This is a genomic window from Streptomyces sp. (assembly GCF_035644915.1).
Lineage (GTDB): Bacteria > Actinomycetota > Actinomycetes > Streptomycetales > Streptomycetaceae > Streptomyces.
In genome coordinates this window covers 1-16,907 of sequence record NZ_DASQNP010000103.1, presented here as the reverse complement: position 1 = coordinate 16,907, position 16,907 = coordinate 1, and the positions used below count along the sequence as shown (strand labels likewise).

At 72.1% G+C, this 16,907-nt stretch carries 17 protein-coding genes and 1 pseudogene; 12 read left to right on the top strand and 6 right to left on the bottom strand.

Annotation, left to right across the window (positions count from 1 at the left end; all coding sequences use genetic code 11):
• A pseudogene (locus VE546_RS12130) lies at window positions 1-189 on the top strand (aminoglycoside phosphotransferase family protein); the annotation flags it as partial.
• Between the two features lie 445 nt (window positions 190-634).
• On the opposite strand, the gene VE546_RS12125 reads toward VE546_RS12130, so the two are convergent.
• The 5 genes from VE546_RS12125 to VE546_RS12105 form a co-directional block, all read right to left on the bottom strand.
• Window positions 635-1,462, bottom strand: coding sequence for an NAD(P)H-binding protein (locus VE546_RS12125; RefSeq protein ID WP_324921510.1), 828 nt, complete (start codon window positions 1,460-1,462; stop codon window positions 635-637).
• A gap of 660 nt (window positions 1,463-2,122) precedes the next feature.
• The gene (locus VE546_RS12120; RefSeq protein WP_324921508.1) at window positions 2,123-3,685 is read right to left on the bottom strand and encodes an MFS transporter; all 1,563 of its coding nucleotides are present in this window, start codon (window positions 3,683-3,685) and stop codon (window positions 2,123-2,125) included.
• 20 nt (window positions 3,686-3,705) lie between these two features.
• On the bottom strand, window positions 3,706-4,800 hold the full coding sequence (locus tag VE546_RS12115; protein WP_324921506.1) for a DUF6545 domain-containing protein: 1,095 nt from the start codon (window positions 4,798-4,800) through the stop codon (window positions 3,706-3,708).
• A gap of 12 nt (window positions 4,801-4,812) precedes the next feature.
• Window positions 4,813-5,292 (bottom strand): hypothetical protein, encoded by a 480-nt coding sequence (locus tag VE546_RS12110; RefSeq protein WP_324921504.1) that lies wholly within the window; start codon window positions 5,290-5,292, stop codon window positions 4,813-4,815.
• A gap of 133 nt (window positions 5,293-5,425) precedes the next feature.
• Window positions 5,426-5,893, bottom strand: coding sequence for a hypothetical protein (locus VE546_RS12105; RefSeq protein WP_324921502.1), 468 nt, complete (start codon window positions 5,891-5,893; stop codon window positions 5,426-5,428).
• Between the two features lie 167 nt (window positions 5,894-6,060).
• Between VE546_RS12105 and VE546_RS12100 the strand changes: the two genes are divergently transcribed.
• Genes VE546_RS12100 through VE546_RS12080 form a run of 5 tightly spaced genes read left to right on the top strand, consistent with a single transcriptional unit; the run spans window position 6,061 to window position 10,400 of the window.
• Window positions 6,061-7,632, top strand: a complete 1,572-nt coding sequence (locus tag VE546_RS12100; RefSeq protein WP_324921500.1) for a class I adenylate-forming enzyme family protein — start codon at window positions 6,061-6,063, stop codon at window positions 7,630-7,632.
• Between the two features lie 50 nt (window positions 7,633-7,682).
• A complete protein-coding gene (locus VE546_RS12095) occupies window positions 7,683-7,940 on the top strand; it encodes an acyl carrier protein (protein WP_324921498.1) in 258 nt (85 codons plus the stop codon).
• Window positions 7,941-7,946: 6 nt separating this feature from the next.
• Window positions 7,947-8,594 carry an SIS domain-containing protein gene (locus tag VE546_RS12090; RefSeq protein ID WP_324921496.1) on the top strand — a complete coding sequence of 216 codons (648 nt, stop codon included), beginning with the start codon at window positions 7,947-7,949 and terminating at the stop codon, window positions 8,592-8,594.
• Complete coding sequence (locus VE546_RS12085; RefSeq protein WP_324921494.1) at window positions 8,578-9,213, top strand: class I SAM-dependent methyltransferase; 636 nt, start codon at window positions 8,578-8,580, stop codon at window positions 9,211-9,213. The genes VE546_RS12090 and VE546_RS12085 overlap by 17 nt, the downstream gene beginning before the upstream one ends.
• Entirely contained in the window at window positions 9,210-10,400 is a 1,191-nt protein-coding gene (locus tag VE546_RS12080; RefSeq protein ID WP_324921492.1) for a glycosyltransferase family 4 protein, read from the top strand. The genes VE546_RS12085 and VE546_RS12080 overlap by 4 nt, the downstream gene beginning before the upstream one ends.
• Before the next feature lie 72 nt (window positions 10,401-10,472).
• Here the strand turns inward: VE546_RS12080 and VE546_RS12075 are convergent, their stop codons facing one another.
• Window positions 10,473-11,228: a hypothetical protein gene (locus VE546_RS12075; RefSeq protein WP_324921490.1), complete on the bottom strand. Its 756-nt coding sequence runs from the start codon at window positions 11,226-11,228 to the stop codon at window positions 10,473-10,475.
• A gap of 251 nt (window positions 11,229-11,479) precedes the next feature.
• On the opposite strand from VE546_RS12075, the gene VE546_RS12070 reads away from it, so the two are divergent.
• From VE546_RS12070 to VE546_RS12045, 6 genes are all read left to right on the top strand, one after another.
• Entirely contained in the window at window positions 11,480-12,604 is a 1,125-nt protein-coding gene (locus VE546_RS12070) for a DegT/DnrJ/EryC1/StrS family aminotransferase (RefSeq protein WP_324921488.1), read from the top strand.
• On the top strand, window positions 12,597-13,163 hold the full coding sequence (locus VE546_RS12065) for an NUDIX hydrolase (RefSeq protein WP_324921486.1): 567 nt from the start codon (window positions 12,597-12,599) through the stop codon (window positions 13,161-13,163). Before VE546_RS12070 ends, VE546_RS12065 begins: the two co-directional genes overlap by 8 nt.
• Complete coding sequence (locus VE546_RS12060) at window positions 13,160-13,927, top strand: NTP transferase domain-containing protein (RefSeq protein ID WP_324921484.1); 768 nt, start codon at window positions 13,160-13,162, stop codon at window positions 13,925-13,927. The genes VE546_RS12065 and VE546_RS12060 overlap by 4 nt, the downstream gene beginning before the upstream one ends.
• Before the next feature lie 9 nt (window positions 13,928-13,936).
• Window positions 13,937-15,208 (top strand): B12-binding domain-containing radical SAM protein, encoded by a 1,272-nt coding sequence (locus VE546_RS12055; RefSeq protein ID WP_324921482.1) that lies wholly within the window; start codon window positions 13,937-13,939, stop codon window positions 15,206-15,208.
• Window positions 15,205-16,086, top strand: coding sequence for a glycosyltransferase family 2 protein (locus VE546_RS12050; RefSeq protein WP_324921480.1), 882 nt, complete (start codon window positions 15,205-15,207; stop codon window positions 16,084-16,086). Before VE546_RS12055 ends, VE546_RS12050 begins: the two co-directional genes overlap by 4 nt.
• On the top strand, window positions 16,083-16,907 hold an 825-nt coding region (locus VE546_RS12045; protein ID WP_324921478.1), incomplete at its 3' end, for an alpha/beta hydrolase. The genes VE546_RS12050 and VE546_RS12045, both read left to right, overlap by 4 nt.

The window sequence follows — 16,907 nt, the reverse complement described above, 5'->3', positions numbered from 1 at the left end:
GCCGAGCTGCCCGGCGTCATCGAGCAGGCGACGGAGGTGTGCCGGGCCTTCGTCGCCGCCCGCGTGGCCGACGGCGACCCCGTCTACCTCCAGGCGCTGGCCGAGCGTGGTGGCTGGGAACGCTGGGACCGCGTGCAGGCCTGGTTGGCGGACCGCCGGAAGAGGTTCACGGCTGCCCTGCTGAACTGAGCGGCCCGGGCGTTCGGGGACGAACGCGCCGAACCCTGCCGGGGCCTGCGGTGCCGGCCCTGGCCCCACGTCCGCGACCACGCTCTCGAAGACGCCGCCGACGGCCCGGGCCCACCACACAACGGGGACCTGGGACCGGGCCCTGGGGCCATCCCCTCGTCGAGTAGAGGATCGCCGAGCAGGGGATGACGTCATCGCCCTCAGTGGCATGCCGAGTCGGACGGTGCTGCGAAGACGGCGGTCGTCTGCGTTCCGGCAGAAGCAGGAGCGGGCGTTCCCCGGCTTGTCGTGTCGGCACTTCACCCTCGGCATCAGCGGGGACGTGCCCCGCCCGCCGAGCTGGGTCGGCGCAGTACACCGACGTCACGCGGCCGGAGGAGCCGCGTACCGCTCGCGGCCGGGCCCGGTTCACGTACTCCTCCGGCCCCGGTGGTGACGGATCGGCTCAGCGCACGAAGTCCGCCTTGTGGTCCTCGGCCCATTGCGCGAACGTGCGCGCCGGGCGGCCGGTGACCTCCTCGACCGCCGACGTGATCTCGGGCTGAGAACCGACCAGCGCCGCGAAGGACTTCAGCACGGCCCGCACCGCCTGCCGTGGCATGTCCGGGAAGAAGTCCGCTTCCACCTCCTCAATGGGAACCTCGACGTAGGTCAGGTCCCGTCCGAGCGCCCGCCCGATGGTCGCGACCTGCCCTGCGTTCGTCACCGCCTCGGGCCCGGTGAGCCGGTGGACGGCGCCGTGGTGACCCGCGTCGAGCAGGGAACGCTCGGCCACCGCGGCGATGTCGTCCTCGTGGATAGGCGCGGTGACGGCGTCGGCGAACGGACCGCGCACGGTATCGCCCTCACGGATCTGCCCGGCCCACTGGAGGGCGTTGGTGGAGAACGCGTTGGGGCGCAGGAAGGTCCACTCCAGGCCGCTGTCCCGGACCAGTTGCTCGGCCCGCGCGTGCATGACATGGACCGGGTGGGTTTCGTCGGCGCCTTCCTGGATGATCCCCGAGGAGAGCATGACCACGTGTCGCACCCCGGCGGCGCGGGCCCTGTCGAGGACGGTGCCCGTGCGGTCGCCGGTGGCCTGCACATGCAGGAAGAGCTTCGACGCCCCTTCGAACAGATCGGCCGACTCAAGACGCGTCACCTCCACCCCCGAGGGAAGCGCGGCGTGTTCCGCATCGCGGCGACTCACCGCCCGCACAGACTGCCCTTCGGCGACGAGCCGCCCGACAAGGGCACGGCCGACGTTCCCGGTGGCACCGGTCACTACGATCACGGGGTCTCCCTTTCGACCTCAAGTCGATCGTCCTTGGCGCTTCGACCCTAGGAGCGGTGATCAACTCGCCGCATCGGCGGGGAGAACCAATCGCACATACCTCCAAAGCCCTACGGCCGTCCTCCCCCCTGGCGCAGAGACGACCGATCTTGGAACCTTGTGACATCCCTGGTGCGAGCCGCCGACACGACTCGGCTGCGTCGGCAGGCGGCACCAGAACTCGTACCGATCCGCGGAGTCCGCAGCCGAACGACGTCGGAGCCCGTCAGCAGACGCTGTCACAAGGGGCGATCGACGTCGGTCTGTTTTCCTGGTGCGCCGGGGCGCCCGGGCAGAGCGCGGAGGTCCCGGCCGGCGCGCAACCAAGCACAGTCCGCCCCGATCCCCGGCCGCGCCCCGCCCCCCACCGGAGGCGGGGGAGCGGGCGATCCCGCGCGTCCCGCCGCGCCACGACCGCGCCGTCCTCGCCGCCCACCCGGCCTCCTGCGCAGGCGGTGGACCAGTGGTCCGGCGCCGTCCCCGGACAGCCCAGGGACGGACGGCGGATGCCGGACGGGGAGAGCCCCTGCGGGTGCGAGGCCGGCACGGTCCGGCAGGCGGGACGGACGTCAACGGACTTCCCGCGGGCGAGCCGGTGGGCGAAGGCGGTCGGTCACCTCCTCACGCGGTCTCCTCCGCTTCCGGCGTCCTGTCGCCCCCCGCCTCGTCGGCGGGAGCCGGCAGGCTCCGCAGCCGTAGCGCGGCGCGGGCGGCCGCGACGGCGACGAGCACGGCGGCCAGCGCCGCCGTCACGTTCAGGCCGTGGCTGAACGCTTCCCTGACGGCGGACAGCAGTTCGGAGCCGAGGGGGTCCGCGAGGTCCTCGGCGGCCGCGCGGGCGGCCGACACGGTGTTGCGGGCGGCGGCTTCGGCGTCGGGCGGGAGTCCCTCGGGCAAGCGGTCGGAGACCTGGAGGCGGTAGACGGCGGTCCCCACGCTGCCGAGGATGGCGACGCCGAGCGCGACGCCCATCTCGCCGGCGGTCTCGGACATGGCCGAGGCCGCTCCGGCCCGTTCGGCCGGGGCGGTGGAGATCACCAGGTCGGTGCACAGGGTGATCATGGGACTGAGCCCGAGCGCGATCACCACGTAGCCGGCCAGCAGCAGCCACAGGTCGTCGGGGCCGTTCCAGACCAGCATGGCGAAGCCCACGGCCGCGAGCGACAGGCTGGCACCGATGACGGGAGCGGGATGGAACCGCCGGGTGAGGACGGGGGCGGCCATGGAGCCGATGATGGTGCTGACCATGGCCGGGACCATCCACAGGCCGGCGTTGAGCGGCGAGAGGCCCGCGACGTCCTGGAGGAACAGCGAGATGAAGAACTGGGTACCGCCCATCGCGATGAGGCCCAGCAGGATCGTGGTCAGGGAGATGCTGAACGCCCGGTTGCGCAGCAGGCCGACATCGATCAGCGGATCGGCCAGCCGCTGCTGGCGCCGGACGAAGGCGATGCCGATCGCGCCCCCGGCGACCGCGGACGCGGCGGCCGTCAGGTCGAAGCCGCCCGAGGCCACGTGCTTGACGGCGTACACCACGGCCAGGACGGAGCTCAGCGACATCGCCGCGCTCAGGACGTCCAGGCGTCCGGAACCCGGCGACCGGTACTCCGGCAGGAGCATCGGCCCGAGGACGAGCAGCGGCACCATGACGGGGATGCCCAGCAGGAAGACCGACCCCCACCAGAAGTGCTCCAGCAGCAGACCGCCCAGCAGCGGGCCGATGGTGGTGCCCACCGAGAAGCTCGTCATCACCACGGCGACGGCGAACCCGCGCTGGGACGGCTGGTGGAACATCGCCCTGACGAGGGACAGCGCGGACGGCATCACGGTCGCCCCGGCGATTCCGAGTGCGGCACGGGCGGCGATCAGCATGGCGGGACTGGTCGAGTACGCGGCGAGTACGGATGCCGCGCAGAACATCGTTGCGCCGATCAGCAGGATGCGCCGGCGCCCCGTCCGGTCGCCGAGCGCGCCCATGGGGATCAGGGCACCGGCGATGAGGAACCCGTAGGCGTCCATGATCCACAGCACCTCCGTGGAGGATGGCCGCAGATCGGCGCTCAGATGCGGGAGCGCCAGGTACAGGACGGTCATGTCCATGGAGATGAGCAGGATGGGCAGGGCCAGGACGGCGAGCCCGATCCACTCCCGGCGTCCGGCCGGAGGCGGGGTGACTGACGTCATGAAAACTTTCCTTGAGAGTCTTACGGTGGGTTGCCGACGAGGTGCGTCGACGAGTAGATGTCGGCCACGTTGATCAGGAAGGTGATGTCGGCGGCCAGGGTGTCGCCTCCGCGCACGTCGGGCGGCGAGGTGCTGTCCGAGGTCTTCTGCGCGAGCATCGCCAGGCGTGCCGCCTTGATGATGTACGCGAACTCGGCCGCGGTCCGGCGGGAGGGCGCGAACGCGGCGGCGTGGGCCCGTGCGGCGCGTCTCAGCGAGTCGGAGACGTAGGGGTGCAGCACGAGAATGGCGTCGCGGACCTCGACGACCCTGCGGTAGAGCTGGAGGTGCCAGGAGCCGTGGGGCCACACGACGTCCATCAGCCGCCGGCGCGGTCCGCCGAGCGTGACCCGCGGGCAGGCCATGGCCAGGTCGTGCCACAGGGGCCATATGCGCCAGCACGCACGTGCGGCGGCCGCCGCCTCGCGAGCGGAGGTCAGCAGGGGCATGCCGAGCGCGGCGGCGAGGAGGGCCCCGTGCGCGACGGGCGGCAACCGGGCCTCCGAAGGGACGCCCAGGACTGCCAGGGGCCAGAACACGGCCGCGTACGCGGCGGCCGCCCCCAGGAGCAGCAGGGCCATTCCGAGCGGGGCGTCGCCGACCTGTCTCCGGTAACGCAGGCATGTCACGAGGCATGTGATGTTGCATATCAGGTGGGGGGCGGCCAGCAGCCACCAGTAGACGACCGGGGCCGAGAAGCGCGAACACACCGCTCCGCAGGTGACCGCAGCGGTGGAGACCGCGTAGAGGAACACGGCCGTCAGCACGCTCAGGAGGACCAGGGCGCGGACGCCCCACCGGTCCCGTCCCGCGCGGACGGCGGACATGACGGTCTCCGTGGCGGCGATCGAGGAGAGCAGGCCGAAGCCGAAGACGGCCAGGTCCGCAGCGTGCAGGCTCGGGGGGCCGCCGTGCAGGAGCGCGCCGAGGTTGCCCATGTCGAGGACCGTGACGACGAAGGAGGCGAGGGTGGCCAGCCACAGGCTGCGCTGCTGGGGCGAGGATAGGACGCGGGGGGCACGCGCCAGGACCACCAGGAGCATGCAGGCACAGGCCAACCCCTGTAGGACGGTCATCGGCACGTCCTCTCACCCGCGTGCGGCGCTCAGCCCGAAGGACTCCTCCAGCAGGGCGAACGCTCTCCCCTGACCGGACGGACGCGGTCGCGGGGCGTGGCCGAGGACCAGGCTCGCGAACATCTCGGCCTCCAGTTCCTGTTCGGTGGTGTAGGCGGTGCGCTGCAGCAGGCGCCTGACCAGGCGCGGGTCAAGGTCGGGCAGCGCGTCCGCGAGCAGACGCGTCCCGGGGAGATCCAGCCCGTGGTGCTGGAAGAGGAGGTGACCCACCTCGTGGAGGATGATGTGGTCCTGGTGCGGCCGGGTGGTGTTGACCTCGTGGAACACGAAGTCCGCCGTATCGGTGGCCAGCCAGACGCCGCAGGTCCCGGCGGTGGTCCGCAGGGGGAGCGGGCGGACGTACAGGGGACGTTTCCGTTGTTCCTCGACTAATTGGCACACGCGGGCCGCGGAGGGGCGGGGCGGCAGGTCCAGCTTCTTGAGGATGGGCATGCAGCGTCGGCGTAACGCGCGATGACTCACCAGCATCCTTCACCCTCCGGATGGTCGAGTGCACGGTGGGTTAAGCACTTTTTCCGCTGGACACCGCACATCCCCCCGTTCGGCGGTGGTTCCCGGGTGTTCGTCAGGTCTCGTCCGAGGCGTCGGAGTCCGTGGACTCGGCGACGGTGGACAGTCCATGCAGTTTTCGCGCTTCGTTCACGATCGCCAAGAGCGCGTCGAGGGTCTCCGGGGAGAGCCCCTCCGAGCGCAGGGCGAGGTTGCGCACTCTGGCGTCCCGCAGCGCGGTGGCCAGCCGGAGCTGTGCGTTGACGCGTTCCGCCGCGCTCTCGCTGAAGAAGTACTCGGGCGGGACACCGAAGAACCGCGCCAACTGGTCGAGCTGCTCCAGTGACACGTTCTGCTTCCGCCCGGTGGCCAGTTCCCACAGATAGGTGCCGGACAGCGTTCCACCGACCGTCTCGCGGATCTCCTGGGCGAGCCTGGCGTAGCCGGGGCGCTTGCGTTCGTCCGGATACAACTGGCCGATGAGGTATGTCAGCCGCTCCCCGATCTTCTCGCCGAGATGCCTGTCTGGCTCTGAGCCGGGCACGTTGACGGAACCTCCGACTCCGGGGCGGCGGGCGGAAACGATCTCCACATGACTGACGGAGTCACTATATCCCACCCCCGTGCAGGCTGCACCGTTGACAACTTCATTAACTAGCAGCTTATGATCTGGGCTGGACTTGACCGCTGTAGTGGATGGCGGAGGGGTGCATGGATCGATCGCATCAGTCCCCGGTGCCGTCGGCGCCCTCGGAACCGACGACCGCCGGTCCGGACCCCGAGCAGACCATCCCCGGCGCCTTCGCCCGGACCGTCGAGCGCCGGCCGTCGGCGCCCGCCCTCAGCGACGGGCACGCCGGGCTGACGTACGCCGAACTGGACGCCGCCGTGCGGGCGGCGTCGGACCGCCTGGCCGAACGGATCGGCCCCGGAAGCCGGGTGATGCTCCAGGTCCGTCGCTCGGCGGAGTACGTCGTCGCCTACCTCGCCGTCCTGCGGCTGGGCGCCGTGGTGGCCCCCCTCCCCGTGGACGCCGGACCGGAGGAGGTGCTGCGGGACCTGCGGATCTGCGCCCCGGACCTGTTGCTGAGGGACTTCACCGCAGCCCGCGGACCGGTGCCCCCGACCTCGGTTCCGGTGGCCCGCGTCCCCGTGACGGCCCACGCGACCGGCCGAGTGGGCCTGCCGGAGCCGGCCGGGGGCACCGCCACGGCTCCACCGCCCCGGGAGGACGCCGGCCACCCGGACGCCACCGCACTGCTGCTGAGCACGTCGGGGTCCTACGGAATGCCCAAGCGCGTCGCGCTCTCGCACCGGGCGGTCCTGGCCAACGCGCGGGCGCACCGGGCCTCGCTCGACCTCGGCGACGAACGGGAGACCGCCCTGGTGACCGTCCCGCCGGGGTTCGGGTACGCCAACACCGTCCAACTGGTCGGCCAGTTGCTGTCCGGCGGACACGTCGTCCTCTTAGAAGGAACGTTTCTTCCGAGCCGGTTCGGCGCCCTCGTCCAACGGCACCGGGTGACGACGACCCTGCTGGTGCCCAGCATGCTCCGGCTGCTCACCCAGGGCGGCTGGTACCGCGAGTACGACCTCTCCTCACTGCGCCACATCGTGTTCGGGGGCGCGCCCACCCCGCCGGGACTGCTGGAACGGGTCGGGAGCCTGCTGCCCGGCACCGAACTGGTGGAGACCTACGGACAGACGGAGGCCGGACCGCGCGTCACCACGCTGCGCGGGCGTGACCGCGCGGCCCACCCCGGAACGGTCGGACGGGCGATCCCCGGAGTCGAGATCACCGTCCGCGCCCCGGACGGGAGCGTCCTGCCGCCGGGGCGGACCGGAGAGATCGCGGTACGCAGCCCCGGGGTGATGAAGGGCTACCACGGGGCGCCCGAGGAGACGGCCCGGGTGCTTCGCGACGGCTGGCTGTACACCGGCGACCTGGGGAGCCTGGACCCCGAGGGCCACCTCACCCTGCGCGGCCGGCTGCGCAACATCGCGATCGTCAACGGCATGAACGTCTCCCTGGAAGAGGTCGAGACGTGCCTGTCCGGGCACCGGGCGGTCGAGGAGGCGGTGTGCCGGCCCGCGGACGACGTCCGCTCCGGCGAACGGCTCGTCGCCCACGTGCGCCTGGCGCCCGGTTACGACCCGTCGATCACCGACGCGCTGCTCTCGTACTGCCGCGAACGGCTGAGCCGGCACAAGGTGCCGCAGGCCGTCGTGGTCGTACCGGACTTCCCCCGGACCCGCAACGGCAAGATCATCCGCCGCACCTAGCGCATGCGCGGGTGCGTTCCCGTCACGACCGGCTGAGGAGAGGCAGGACCATGACGGACGACACGGTGACCACGTGGATCATCGAGCGTTTGGCGCAACTGAGCACACCGCAGCGCCCCGTCCCCAGCATCACGGGCGATCAGTCCCTGACGGAGGACCTGGGCATCGACTCGCTGGCCTTCATCGAGACGATGGTGGCCTTCGAGGAGAAGTTCGACGTGCGTCTCGACGAGGACCGGCTCCTGCTGTCCGCCTACACCACCGTCGACGAGCTGGTGGGACACCTCACCAGTGCCTGTGTGCGGTGACGTCCGGTGGGCGGCCCGGAACCGAGCACGCTGGACCCCGACACCTACGTCAAGAACCTCTGCGACGCCCTGGCCGGACTGAGCACCGGACAGATCCGCGCGGTGGGCGACCGGCTGGCGGCCGCATGGGCCCGGGGGGCGACGGTGTTCGTCGTCGGCAACGGCGGCAGCGCGGCGACCGCCGCGCACATGGCCTGTGACCTGTCCAAGTCCACCGCCGTGGAAGGCGGCCCGGGACTGCGGGCCGTACCGCTCCTCGACACCGCGGTGCTGACCGCCTGGGCCAACGACACCTCCTACGAGGAGGTGTTCGCCGCACAGTTGCGGACCCTCGCCTCGCCGGGAGACGTCCTGGTGGTCATCAGCGCCAGCGGCAATTCCCCCAACATCCTCAAGGCCCTGGCCGCCGCCCGGGCGTGCGCGGTGGAGTCGATCGCCCTGCTGGGCTTCGAGGGCGGCGCCGCGGCCCTGCGGGCCGACCACACCATCACCGCGTACGTGCACCACTACGGCCTGGCGGAGGACGTCCACCTGGCGATCAACCACATGCTCACCGACTACCTGAAGACACTCGGCGCCGTGTACGCGCCCCACAGGCGCACGGCGGCCGTTCCGGGAACGGAAGGAGGCGGCCACCGTGGACCTGTGGGATGACCGGGCCGAGCGGCCGGGACTGCACGCGGTGCTCTCGCGCCGGTGGAGCGAGCGCGAATGCGCGGACGTCGACCGCGCGCAGAAGGAACTGATCGAGGAGTTCCTACCCGGCCTCGACACCCTGGACGTCGTCGACCTGGGATGCGGGATCGGACGCCTGACGGGCTGGCTCGGCCGGCGTGCCCGGCGGGCCGTGGGCGTGGACCGCTCGGCGGGGATGGTGCGGGCCGCGCGGAGGAACGTCGCCGGCACACGGGCGGAGGTGGTGCACGCCTCGACGTCGGCGGTGCCCCTGCCCAGCCACGCCTTCGGCGCCGTCCTCGCCGTCTTCACCCTTCAACACGTCACCGACGAGGACGAGTTCCGCGCCTCCCTGGACGAGATGGCCCGGCTCGCGGCTCCGGGCGGGCGCATCGTCATCATCGACGGATACGCCGACGGGGAGGCCCCGGTGGACGTGTCGAGCCCGCGGACCTCCACCGTGGTGCGCCCCGCGGCGGCCTACGAGAGCCTGGCGGCGGTCGCCGACCGGATCGCCCTGCGCGAGCAGACCTACGTCAACGACCTCTACCTGGCCCAGTTGTGGCAGGTCAGGCAGGGGGAAAGGGGCAATCCGTGAAGATCTGGTTCCTCACTCCGACCTTCCCGCCCGTGCACGGCGGTTCGGAGACGCAGGCGTTCACCCTGGCCGCGGGACTCGTCCGGCGCGGCCACCGGGTGCAGGTGCTGACCGAGCGCTACCCGGGCACCTCGGAGACGGAGGTCCTGGACGGAGTACGGGTCCACCGGGTGGCCACCGACCCCGAGCGGTGGTCGTCCCCGGACTGCGTGCCCTGGGAGGAACGCTGCTTCGGCCTGCTGCGCGACGCGGAGCGGCTGGTGCGCCGCGGTGAGGTGGACGTCCTCCAGACCTTCTGCCAGGTGGGCGCGTTACTGGGGGCGATGATGAAAGCGGCCCTGGACTGCCCGCTGGTGGTGTCCATGAACGAGACGACACCCCACACCGACCCGTTCGGCGACGCCCGTTCGCGGCTGGTCTTCGGCGGTCTGCCGCACGACCGCGTGGTGGCCGGCAGCCGTGCCTTCGCCGAGCAGGCCCTGGACTACGGAGCCGACCCGGCGAAGCTGCACCTGGTGCGCTACGGCGTGGACGAGACGCTGTACGGGGAGGTCACCCCGGAAGCCGTGCGCGAGGCCCGCGCCTGGATGGGGACCGGGCCGCAGGACCGGATCGTGCTCCTGGTCGGGCGGTTCAAGGAGCGCAAGGGCCAGCGGGAGCTGGTGGAGGCGATGACGCACGTGGTGCGCGACCATCCACGGGCCAGGGCCGTCCTGGTCGGCTCGCTCAACTCCGCGTCGGCCGCCTACAAGCGGGCGCTGGAGGAGGACATCGCCCGTGCCGGGCTGGCCGGCCGGGTGGCGCTGCGCACGTCCGACCGCCCCTACGGGGGCATGAGCGCCCTCTACCGGGCGGCCGACGTCGTGGTGCAGCCCAGCCACAGCGAGGGGCTGGGCCTGTCCGCGATCGAAGCGGTGCTCGCCGGACGCCCGTTGGTGGCGACCCGGGTGCCGGGGCTGTCGGAGGTCCTGGAGAACTGCCCGGGCACCGTGGGGGTGCCGCCCCGCGACCCGGCGTCGCTGGCCCGTGCGATCAGCGCGGTGCTGGCGGACCCGGACGCCGCCGCACGGGACGCGGAACGGGCGGAGGAGGCCGCGCGCCGCGAGTTCACGGCGGAGGCGATGGTCAACGGATACCTGAAGGTGTACGAGCAGGCCGTGTCGGCCCGGGGCGGAGCGTGGCGGTGACCGGCGGACGGCCGGCGTGGTGCGCGGCCTGCTCCCCCGCGGCGGGGGGAGCAGGCCGCCGCCCGGCGCGGTTCAGTCCGGCAGGCCGGGCAGCGTGCGCAGTTCGGACAGCGTCTGCAGCCGCTGCGCCGTGTCAGGCCCCGCCAGGACCACGCAGCCGCGCCGGTAGCCGGTCTCCTTGTCGGAGGAAACGGACGGCCACAGTGCGCGGTAGCGGCCGGTCGCTCCCGCCAGGTATTCCATGGACAGCTCCACCGGCCCGTAGACGTCGAATCCGTAGCCCTCGTCGTCGGGGACCTTGAAATCGTCGATCAGAATCACCGACTCGGGATAAGCGCCGGTGATGAACTCGACCTCCTCCCGCAGCGGGAGGTCGGCGTTCCAGTGCGCGTCCAGGTAGAAGAAAATGCACGCCCCGGACGGCAGATAATTTCCGTCGTGCAGCACGCGCAGAGCATCGCGCGAATCCCGGTTGATTACCTTCACCTCGGGCACGTGCCGAAAAACCCGCCCGACGTAACGCGCGAACGAGCGGTTCTTCTCCGCGGTGAACACCGGCTTTCCCGAGGCGTACCAGAGGAAGCGGGTCGTGGCGCCCCGGTAGGACCCGGCCTCGAAGACCGCATAGGGCTCCACGGTGCGCAGGATGGCGCGAACGAGCTGCTGACGTGCGTGTTGTCCGTTGAACGCCTCCAGCCAGGGCCCGTCCACCGCCGGTACCGAGAGACCGATGAGCTCGGCGATCGAGGGGTGCAGCGGCCGGGAGACCGAGTCGTAGGCGCGCAGGGCGAACCCTTTGACGCGCTCACCCAACGGAGAAAAAGCCATGCTGTTCTCCTCTCATTCGACACGGCCGTCCGGCCGTATTGCAGATCATTGATAGGCGAGTAATCCGGAGCGGTCAAGTTCGCGAGGGGGTTGCACCCCACCGAGGGGATCGCTAACGTGAAAAGCGCCGGAGAAAAGCGAAATTGACCACCGGCTGTCCGACCATCGGCTGTTTTCCGCGCCGTGAGCGGGTGATCTTCCGCGTCCGGTCCGCGCCCCCACCGTGCCACCGGTTCTCCTGGAGTGATGTCATGCAGGTTCCCGCTGTCGAAATGGTGATGAGCGAGCCGAGCCGCTCGCGCGTGGTCCGGGAGGTCGATCGCCTGCTGGCGGCGGGGCGCTTCTCGCAGGGCGAGAACGTCGAGGGCTTCGAGGCCGAGTTCGCCGCGTTCACCGGCGTTCCGCACGCCGTGGCGGTGAGCAACGGAACCACCGCGCTGGAGCTGATCCACCGGGCGGTCGGGGTGCGGGACCGGGACGTGCTGGTGCCCGCCGGCACGAACTACGCCACCTACGTGGCGGCCGAACGCGCGGGCGCCCGCGTCGTGCTGACCGACATGGACCCGCACACCCTCGCGCCGAGCCTGCGCCACCTGCAGGACGCCCGCACCGAGCGCACCGCGGCCGTCACCGTGGTGCACACCGGAGGGATCGTCACCCCGGAGATCGAGGCCATCGCCGCCTGGTGCCGCGACGAGGGCATCGCCCTGGTCGAGGACTGCGCACACGCGCACGGAAGCCGCCGCGACGGGCGGCACGCCGGATCGTTCGGTACCGCCGGGGCCTTCTCCTTCTTCGCCACGAAGGTCATGACCAGCGGCGAGGGCGGCATGGTGGTCACCGCCGACCCCCGGCTGGCCGACGAGGTCCGCCTGCTGCGCAACCTCGGCAAACCCCAGCCGTGGGTGAGCCACCACACCGGCGCGGGGTGGAACGCCCGGATGCCGGAGCTGGCGGCCGTTCTCGGCCGGGCGCAACTGGCCGAGCTGCCGCAGGCGGTCGAGGCCCGGCAGCAGGTGCTGGAGGGCTACCGCGAGGCCCTGGAGGACGCCGGCATCGAGGGCTTCATCGCCCCCGACCACCCGGCCAGCGGCTACAAGGCGGTGCTGCGGCTGCCGCCCGGCACCGACCGGGAGGCGCTCAAGGAGGAGCTGCGCCGCCACGGGGTCGCGACGGCGGGCGAGGTCTACGCGACGCCGCTGCACCACCAGCCCGTACTGGCCGCCCGGCACGCCGGCGAGACGTTCCCCGGCGCGGAAGCGGCCTGCGCCGGCCAGCTCTGCCTGCCGATCTACCCCACCCTCGGGGAGGAGCGGCTCGTCCACGTGGTGAAGTCCCTCGCCGCGTCGCTGCCCGTGGTGGCCGGCCGTGACTGACCCGGCCCCCCGCCACCGCGTGCCGACGGACGTCCGGACCCCCTTCAGCACCCCGTGGCTGACGGTCCGGGAGGCGCTGACCGGTACCGGTGCCGGTCCCGGCGACCGGTGGTACTACCTCGACCACCCCGGCTGCGCACTCGTCCTCCCGGTCACCGAACAGGGGGAGGTGCTGCTCGTGCGCAGTTGGCGGATCGCCGTGCGGCAGTGGTGCGTCGAGGCCCCGGCGGGGCGCTGCGAGCCGGGCGAGACACCGGAGCAGACGGCCCGGCGCGAGCTGCGGGAGGAGACCGGCGCGCACGGCGGGACGTTCCGGTCCCTCGGCAGCGTCTGGCCCTCCAGCGGCACCTCCAACGAACTCGTCCACCTCTTCGTGGCGCACGGCGTCCGTCCCGGCCCCGCGGAGCCGGACCCCGGCGAGGTGCTGCACCTCCATCCCCTGCCGGTCCGGAAGGCGGTGGCCATGGCGGCGGGCGGCGAGCTGCGGGACGCACCCACGGCGCTGGCCCTGCTGCTGGCAGAGCACCAGGGCGCGCTGGACCACGGGGGCGGCCGATGAACCGGCCCGGTACGGCGCTGCAGGCGGTGGTCCTGGCGGGCGGCCGTGCGACCCGCCTGGGCCGCCTCGCGACCACGGTCCCCAAAGTGCTCCAGCCCGTGGGCGGCCGGCCCTTCCTCCACCACCTGCTGGAACCGCTGGTGCGCTCCGGGCTGCGCCGCTTCCACTTCTGCCTGGGCCACCTCGCGGAACCGGTGGTGCGGCATCTGCGGGAGCTGCCGGAAACACTGGAGGTCACCTTCCAGGTGGAGACCGTGCCGCGGGGCACCGGGGGTGCGCTCCGGGCGGCGCTGCCCCACCTGGACGACCGGTTCCTGCTGCTCCTCGGCGACACCCACCTGCCGCTGGACTACTCGTCCGCGGCCACCTGGTGCGGCCCGGACCAGGAGGGCGCCATGCTCGTCACCTCGGCGCACACCGGTGTCGCACCGAACACGGCGGTGACCGGAGACCTCGTCACCTGGTACGGCAAGACCGCCGGGCACGCCGGGCGGCCCCCCGGGCAGACCCCCGCGTGGACGGACACCGGGGTGTGCGTCCTGCGCCGGTCCGCGCTGCGCCACGTGTCCGTCCTGCCCGACCCCATGGACCTGGGAAGCCTGTTCCAGGCACTCATCCGGCGCGGAACACTGGCCGCCCGCCGGACCGACGTGCCGTTCACCGACATCGGAACCCCGGAACGCTACGCGCGGTTCCGGGACCGGTACGGCACCCCGGAAGCGAGCACGAGCCCCCTCGACGACATCCACAAGACGGCGAAGTGAGGAGCTGTCATGCGCTTGTTACTGGTCGAACCGGCGGTGTACACACCAGAGGGTCTGGACAAGCGCGAGATGCGGCCCACCCAGCTCATCTCCCTGACCCTGCCGTACCTCGCCGCGATGGTGCCTCCCGACTGGGAGGTGGACCTGGCGTACGAGGTGTGCGAGGACCTGGAGAACGACTACGACCTCGCCTCCTACGACGTCGTCGGCATCACGACGCAGACGATCCAGCTCAAGCGGACGCTGGAGCTCACCCGGCTGGTGCGCCGCCACGGCCCCCGGGTGATCGTCGGCGGCCCCGCCACGGTCGAGGACGGGCACAGCCTGGTCCCGGTGATCAAGCGGTTCGCGGACGCCGTCGTCGTCGGCGAGGCCGACCTGCTGTGGCGGGACGTGCTGGCGGACCTCGCCGCGGGCAAGCCCCTCAGGAAGGTGTACGAGAGCGCGCTGGCCGTGCCGATGAACGGCCACCCGCTGCCCCGGTTCGACCTGGTGGACTTCAGCAAGATCGAGACCCCCCACGTGCTGCCCTCGCTGACCGCGCGCGGCTGCCCCCGGCGGTGCACCTTCTGCAGCGAGTTCCTGTACAGCAAGTGGCGGCTGCGGCCGGTGGACGACGTGGTGGGCGAACTGCTCGCCTACCGGGACACCTTCGGCATCCCCCGGGTCGTCTTCCGGGACGACGACTTCCTCGTGCACCCCAAGCGGTCCGTGGAACTGCTCGGCCGGATCGCCGGCGAGGGCATCGAGTGGGGCTGCCAGACCGACTTCAACCTGGCCCGCCACCCCGAGGTCGTGGACGCCGCCCTCGCCGGCGGGATGCGCGTCGTCTCCTTCGGCGTCGAGAGCGTCCGGGAACAGAACCGCAGGCTCACCGAGAAGACGTTCTTCACCATCCCCGAGGCCGAGGACCTGCTGCTGCGGCTGCACGAAGCCGGGGTGGAGACCCAGGTGAACGTCATCTTCGGATTCGACTGGGACGACCCGGACGTCTTCGAGGAGACCTACCAGTTCGCCATGCGCACCAAGGTCTCGCGGCTGTTCCTCAGCGTCCTCTACCCCATCGCCGGCACCCCCCTGTACGAGAGCCTCCGCGCGGAGGGGCGGCTGCTGGAGGAGCGGCCCCAGGGCATCGACGACCCGCTGGCCGTCACCTTCCGGCCCAAGCTCCTCACTCCCGAACAACTGGTCGAGGGGTACCTCGACGTGGAGCGGCGCTTCGCGGAGTCCGATCCCTCGGAGCGGGTCTACTGGCTCGGCCCCGACCTGGTCGTGGTGTGAGCGCCCCCATGGAGACGGACGTCAGCGTGGTCGTGCCCGTCCGGGACCAGGCCACCCGGCTCGCGATGACCCTGCACGCCTTCACCCTGCAGGACGCGGAACCGGGCGGCTGGGAACTGATCGTGGTGGACGACGGATCCGAGGACGGCGCCGCCGATGTGCTGGCCGGCTTCGCGGACCGCCTTCCCCTGCGCACGGTGCGCACCCCGAGGGCCGGACGCGCCGCCGCCCGCAACAGCGGGGCCCGGATCGCCTCGGGCGAACTGGTGGTCTTCTGCGACGCCGACCGGGCCCCCGTTCCGGCCTTCGTCAGAGCACACCGGGAAGCGCACGCCCGGGCCGGCGACGGGCGGGGGAGAGGGCACGTCGTGGTGGGGGACGTGCGTGAGGTGTACCTGCACGACTTCGAGGCCCGGGTGGAGGAGGTGCGGCAGGCGCTGTCCGCCCCGGACGACCGCCTGGCGGCACGTTCCCGTACACCCGCCTTCGTCCGCAAGGTCACCGCCCTGTTCGAGGACGGGGAGCACACCGAATCGCCGGTGCGCTGGCTGACGTTCCTCAGCGGGAACGTCTCCCTGCCCAAGCGGCTGCTGGAGGAGACGGGGGGGTTCGACGAGGCGTTCACCGGCTGGGGGCTGGAGCACCTGGAACTGGGCTACCGGCTCGTGGAGCTGGGCACGCCGTTCCGCCGGTGCGAGGCCGCCCGCAACTACCACTTCGCCCACCGCAGGCCGCCCGGCTTCTACCGGCGGTCGCTGGAGGAGTCCACGAAGCTGTTCGCCGCACGGCACCCGCAGGTCCCCGCCGGGCTGCTGCTCGACCTCACCCTGCACGGGATGCCGGTGACCGCCTTCGAGAAGGAGGTGTCGGGGCTGTGAACCCGTTCCTCACCCAGTTCTTCCTCCTGCCCGGGCCGGACGTCCCCGCCGGGTCCCCGCGGGCCCACGGAGGCACCGGACTGCTCCCGCCGCCGGACAGGCGACCGGACTCCGCCGTGTGCACGGTCCGGCTGCGGCACGGGGAGGACGCGCCGACCGCCGTCGTGATCAGCGCCCTCGGCGTGAGCATGAGCGAACCGCGGTACCTGTGGTCGATCCTGGCCCGGCAACTGCACGCCCGCGGGATGAACGTCCTGCAGTACGACCACCCCGGACAGGGCGACAGCACGGTCACCGGGCGGCCCGCCGACTGGCGCACCGCCCGGGAGACCGCCCGGACGGTGGTCTCCCTGGGCAGGGAGACCGGCGCGGGGCCGGTGCTGCTGGTGGGCTACGGGCTGGGCTGCCTGCTCGCCGCCGACCTGCTGGGCCGGGGCGAGGCGGACGCCGGCGTGCTGGTCTGCCCCGACGTGGCCGCCTGGCTGGCCGCGGCGGACGACGAGGAGACGCTGTCGGCCCTGGAGCGGCAGCCGTGGCTGCCGCCGGACACCGTTCCCCGGCCCGGCACGGCGGCGGACCTGGTGGACGCGGTGGTCGGAGAGCCCTACCAACCCGCCCAGCCCGCCGGCCGGCTGCCCGGCGGACTGCTGGCCGACGCGGCCCGCACCGCACCCGGCGCCTTCGCCTCCCTGCGGGACACCCGCACCCTGGTCATCGCCGCCGGCGCCGGCGACAGGGCCTTCGCCCGGGAACACGGCCTGCCGGTGAGGGCGCTGGAGCACTCGCCGACCCCCTGGGCGCCCAGCTGGCACTGGGAGAGC